This is a genomic window from Caballeronia sp. (genome assembly GCF_049581465.1).
Lineage (GTDB): Bacteria > Pseudomonadota > Gammaproteobacteria > Burkholderiales > Burkholderiaceae > Caballeronia.
On the sequence record NZ_JBAUSA010000433.1, the window covers coordinates 1 to 5089 of the forward strand.

The 5089-nt window shown below is 61.8% G+C and carries 5 protein-coding genes and 1 pseudogene; 5 read left to right on the top strand and 1 reads right to left on the bottom strand.

Annotated elements, in window-relative coordinates:
* Window positions 1-1043: pseudogene (locus WCA53_RS10830) on the bottom strand (hybrid sensor histidine kinase/response regulator); the annotation flags it as partial.
* A gap of 710 nt (window positions 1044-1753) precedes the next feature.
* Here WCA53_RS10830 and WCA53_RS10835 point away from each other — a divergent pair.
* From WCA53_RS10835 to WCA53_RS10855, 5 genes are all read left to right on the top strand, one after another.
* Window positions 1754-2122 (top strand): response regulator, encoded by a 369-nt coding sequence (locus WCA53_RS10835; protein WP_423909056.1) that lies wholly within the window; start codon window positions 1754-1756, stop codon window positions 2120-2122.
* Entirely contained in the window at window positions 2115-2762 is a 648-nt protein-coding gene (locus WCA53_RS10840) for a chemotaxis protein CheC (protein ID WP_423909059.1), read from the top strand. The genes WCA53_RS10835 and WCA53_RS10840 overlap by 8 nt, the downstream gene beginning before the upstream one ends.
* Window positions 2759-3700, top strand: coding sequence for a diguanylate cyclase (locus WCA53_RS10845; RefSeq protein WP_423909062.1), 942 nt, complete (start codon window positions 2759-2761; stop codon window positions 3698-3700). The genes WCA53_RS10840 and WCA53_RS10845 overlap by 4 nt, the downstream gene beginning before the upstream one ends.
* Window positions 3701-3884: 184 nt before the next feature.
* A complete protein-coding gene (hpnD, locus tag WCA53_RS10850) occupies window positions 3885-4730 on the top strand; it encodes a presqualene diphosphate synthase HpnD (RefSeq protein ID WP_423909067.1) in 846 nt (281 codons plus the stop codon).
* A partial coding sequence (locus WCA53_RS10855; protein WP_423909072.1) for an FAD-dependent oxidoreductase occupies window positions 4730-5089 on the top strand: 360 nt, incomplete at its 3' end. The genes hpnD and WCA53_RS10855, both read left to right, overlap by 1 nt.

Here is a 5089-nt window from a genome sequence, read left to right on the forward strand (position 1 = left end):
TCTGCCTGCCAGCGCTCCCACGCCTCTTCCTCCGCCGCGAGACGGCGCAGCGCTACGCCGATCACACCCCAGAGAACGATGCAGGGCGCGAACATCGAGAGCATCAGGACGGCCACGTGGCGGTACCAGGCGGCCCAGATGGTCGCGACCGGGTATCCGCTCGATACATACACGGGATAGCTCCCCACGCGCCGATACGCGACGATTCTCATTTCGTTGTCGACCGCCGACCTCATCTCCAAGACGCCGCTGCGACTGCCGCTGACGTACGCCCGGCGCAGGGCCGACGCGGGCGCGAGTTCCATCCGGTCGGGCGGGCGCGGCGGATACCAGGCGAGTACGGCGCCGTCCGAGCGCGTCAAGCCGAGCGAGACCGTCGAGTCTTCGCCGAGGAACTCACGATAAAACGTTCCGAAATAGGCCGGACGCAATGCGATCGAGACAATTCCGCTAAAGCGGCCATCGAGCGTCTTGCGCGGTTCGGCGGTGTGGAACACGCTTTCGCCACCGACATGCCCCGTCATCACGCGCGACACCTGTTCGAGCATCGGGTTGTCGCGGAGACCGATGAAGTCGGCGCGATCGGCAATCGACAAATTCGGTGCGGGGAACAGCCGGCTGGTCGCCACAAGCCGGCCGTCAACCCCGAAAATGCTGACCGATGCCACCTGCGGATAGCCCCCGCCCATCATTTTTAGCTTTTCGTGAATGTTGGCTTCATAGCGACGCAACGTGGCGTCATCCTCGCCCTCGATCAGGTCGAGCACCCGCGCGTTGAGCGTCTGGCTCAAATCGAAAACCTTCAGCGCGTGCTCTTCGGCGACGCGGGCGTTCCGGGCGGCCATATCGGCGGCGTCGGCTTCACGCGCTTTCAGATCAGTGAACGACATGACCACGACGTACAGGCACGGCAACACGATAGCCGCGACCAGCAAGCCCCGCAGCGTGACGCGCTGGGCGGCGAAGTTGCGCTCCGGGACAGGCGGACAGGGCGTATTGCTTTGCCAGTGGTCGGCGCCAGAGTCGTCTTGATGCGGCGTCATGACTGAATGTCATCCGGGTGAGGTTTGGCCGAGCGCTGTGCCATCCGGCCGTTGCGCAAAGCTCTCGCACGAGGACCATGACGTGCAATAACAGGCACGACTATCGATGTAAAGTCGCGTTCAAGCTGTCGCGGCCGGTGTCGTAATATGCACCAAGTCGCGGGCGATTGCTTGTTAGAAGAAGGGTTTTTACCGACCCACGCGGGATATTGTAAGCGTATGATTCGCGGCGCCTTCGATTGTCTTAAATGAATACCTGGAACAATGTGGGCGGAGTTACCGACTTCCGTAACGTGGTTTCGTAATTGTTGCCGGCGCGATCGCGCTTCTTGATTATCATCAAGGTAATACACCCGTCATGCTTTCAAGTTCACGCGAATGGGCACATGCTCCTGTCGGCGCGAGCGCGAGACCTCGTTCATGCGCAGGGCCAGCCAATAGAAATGCGATTAAAACGTTTGCGTGGGCAAATCAGAATAAATCGTCTAAATTTTTTTCGGCTTCTAATGAGGACATTATCAACCGCTATTGCTGCACGTAATCGTTTGCGTATGCCTTTTTAAGTAAGAGCGCGTGGTGGATCATCAATCCCGCATTGAAGTCGGGTAAAGATTGATGCGGGTATGTCGTTAACTAGCGAATGACACGGTAACGACGCACCCGCAGTTTCCCAATCGACGCGTCCGATAAAACCTTATCCGAAACAGCTCATGGCCCTGCCGATTGTTATAGCCGACGACTCCCTCCTCGCACGCAAGGTACTGACGCGCGCGTTGCCTGAGGACTGGGACGTCGACATTGCGTATGCGACCAACGGCCATGAGGCGCTGGAGCATTATCGGGCGGGGCGCGCGGCGGTGATGTTCCTCGACCTCACCATGCCCGACATGACCGGCTATCAAGTGCTCGACGCGCTTCAGCACGAAGACCTGAACGTCTTCGTGATCGTGGTGTCGGCCGACGTGCAGCCGCTCGCCCAGGAGCGCGTGCGCGCGCTCGGCGCGGCTGCGTTCCTTGCAAAACCGGTGACGCCCGAGGCGTTGCTGCCTGTCCTGAAGGAGTATGGCCTCTATGTCTGAGCCTACATTGGGTGCTTCGCCTGGGCTCGCGCTCAGTGAGGACCAGCGCGACGCGCTTCAGGAAGTCGCGAACATGGCGATGGGGCAGGCCGCCACGCGGCTCTCGAAGCTACTGGGCACGTTCATCGAATTGTCGGTGCCTCGCGTGATGGTGGTCGACGTGAAGCAGGCGTCGGAGACGTTGCGCACGATGACCGGCATCACCGACACCGTCACCGCCGTGCGGCAAGGTTTTCGCTCGGACATCAAGGGCGAGGCGATCGTGCTGTGCCGCAGCAGCAGCGTGACGCAGCTATGCACGCTGGTCGACGATCCGTACACGAAGTCGTCGTACGAGGCCGCCAGTCAGACCGAACTCGTCTTCGATGTCGCGACCGTCCTGATGGGCGCATGCGTTTCCTGCATCCTGGACAGTCTCGGCCGCGCGCCGATCTTCTCGCCGCCGGGCATGCTCGGGGTGGACATGGCGCTTGAAGACGTCTTCCACCCGGCATCGATCGCGTGGAAAACGGCGCTGCTGCTGGAAGTGAATTTCGCGCTCGAAGACCACAGCTTTCGTGCGCACCTTGTCATGTTGATGGCCGAAGACTCGTTCCTGCATCTGAACGAGGCGCTTGACACGCTGTTGTCGAGCCTATGAAGGAGATGCAGCACGTCCTGAGCGAACTGGTCATCGAGCGCGTTGGCTTCGGTATTTTCGTGCTCGATCGTGACCTGAACGTGGTCATGTGGAACCGGTTCATGCAGGATCACAGCGGCAAGACGGCGGAGCAGGTGATCGGCAAGCCGATCTTCGTCAGCTTCCCCGAACTGCCGCGCGCGTGGCTGACCCGCAAGGTCGAGAGCGTGTTCCAGCTCGGCAGCTTTGCGTTCAGTTCGTGGGAACAGCGACCGTATCTCTTCAAGTTCGATCACGACCGGCCGATCACGGGCGGCGTCGACTACATGCAACAGGATTGCACCTTCATGCCGCTTACGCGCGAGCGTGAGGTGATGGCGGTGTGCGTCACGATTTCCGATGTCACGCATGCGAGCATGATGCAGCGCTCCCGCGACGACGCTGTGACCCAACTCCAGCAGTTCGCCGATCGCGACGGCCTGACGGGTATTGCCAACCGGCGATATTTCGAGCTGCGTCTGCGCGACGAATTCGCGCGCTGGCAACGCTACGGCGGCGAGATGTCGATGCTCCTGTTCGACCTCGACCACTTCAAGGCCATCAACGATAAATTCGGCCATCTGGTCGGCGACACTGTGCTGCGCGTGATGGCTGAACGCGTCGCGAAGGCCGTGCGCGCGCAGGATTTGTTCGGTCGTTTCGGCGGTGAGGAATTCGTGTTGCTGCTGCCATGCACGGCGCTCGCGGAAGCCATGGTCGTGGCGGAAAAAGTGCGCATCGCGATCTGCCAGACGCCTATTGACGTGAACGGCACGCCCGTGCCGGTATCCGCGAGCGTGGGTGGAGCGTCGGCCCGACTCGACATCACCTCTTCGTATGAAGCGCTTATTAACGAAGCGGATGCCGCGTTGTATACGGCCAAACGGCAAGGCCGTAATCGGTCGGTGGGATTCGCCTAGAGGGCGCCACCGACATCATCCCCCGCAAACATTGATATAATTTTTGCCGCTTCCGGCATGGCTTGACCGCCATCCGAAGCCGGTTCGCGCCGCGTTTGGCTGGGCTTCAGTTGTTTTCGCGAAGCCGCCCACGCCCGGCGCCCGATTCAATCCTGCCCTTGGGGGCGCCACAGCGGAGTTCGTCTTGGCCGTTTCCAACCTGATCGCTGAAGATCCTGTCCCCGACGCCGCGAAAGTGACGTCGGGTAGCTCGTTCTATCTCGCCATGCGCATCCTGCCGGCCGAGCAGCGTGACGCGATGTACCAGATCTACGCTTTTTGCCGCGCGGTGGACGATATAGCCGACGGTGACCTGCCACGCGGCGAACGTGCTGGCGCGCTCGAGCAATGGCGCACTGAGATCGACGCCTGCTACGCCGGCAAGCCACGCGAGGGACTCGTAGCACTCACGCAGAACATCACCGCGTTTCACCTCTCGCGCGATGATTTTTACGCCGTGATCGACGGCATGGCGATGGACGCAGCCGCCGATATCATCGCGCCCGACGAAACCACGCTCGACCTGTATTGCGACCGCGTGGCGAGCGCGGTCGGACGGCTATCGGTGAGGATATTCGGGATGCAGGAAGACGCGGGAAGACGCCTCGCGCACCACCTCGGCCGCGCGCTGCAATTGACCAACATCCTGCGCGACATTGACGAAGACGCGGGTATCGGGCGCGTGTACCTGCCGCGCGAATTGTTGTCGCAGCAAGGCATTTCAAGCACCGACGTCAACTCGATCGTCAACGACGCGCGCTTGCCGCGAGTCTGCCTGACGCTCGCCGAGCGGGCTCGCGCGCACTACGAACAGTCGGACGCCATCATGGCCGCTGCGCCGCGTGCGCAGACGCGTGCCCCGCGCATCATGTCGGGCGCGTATCGCACGATTCTCGAAGCTAATCTCAAGCGTGGCTTCGACCTGCCGCGCAGCCGCGTCCGAACGCCGCGTTCGCGGTTGCTGTGGATCGTCGCGCGAAACATCTTCTGATGTCGCGTCTCGTTCATGTCATCGGCGCGGGGCTTTCCGGCCTTGCCGCAGCGGTCCAGTTGCAGCGCCGGGGTGCAAGAGTGGTGCTGCACGAAGCCGCGCCGCATGCAGGCGGGCGCTGCCGTTCGTACTTCGACATCAAGCTGAACGCGACCATCGATAACGGCAACCATCTGGTGCTCTCGGGCAATCACGCCACGCTCGCCTATGCCAAGGCGATCGGTGCGGGCGACGAACTGGTTGGCCCGACACAGCCCGAGTTCCCGTTCATGGACCTGCGCAGCGGCGCGCGCTGGATGGTGAAACTCTCGCCGGGCCGCGTGCCGGGGTGGATCTTCGATAGCGCCGCACGCGTGCCC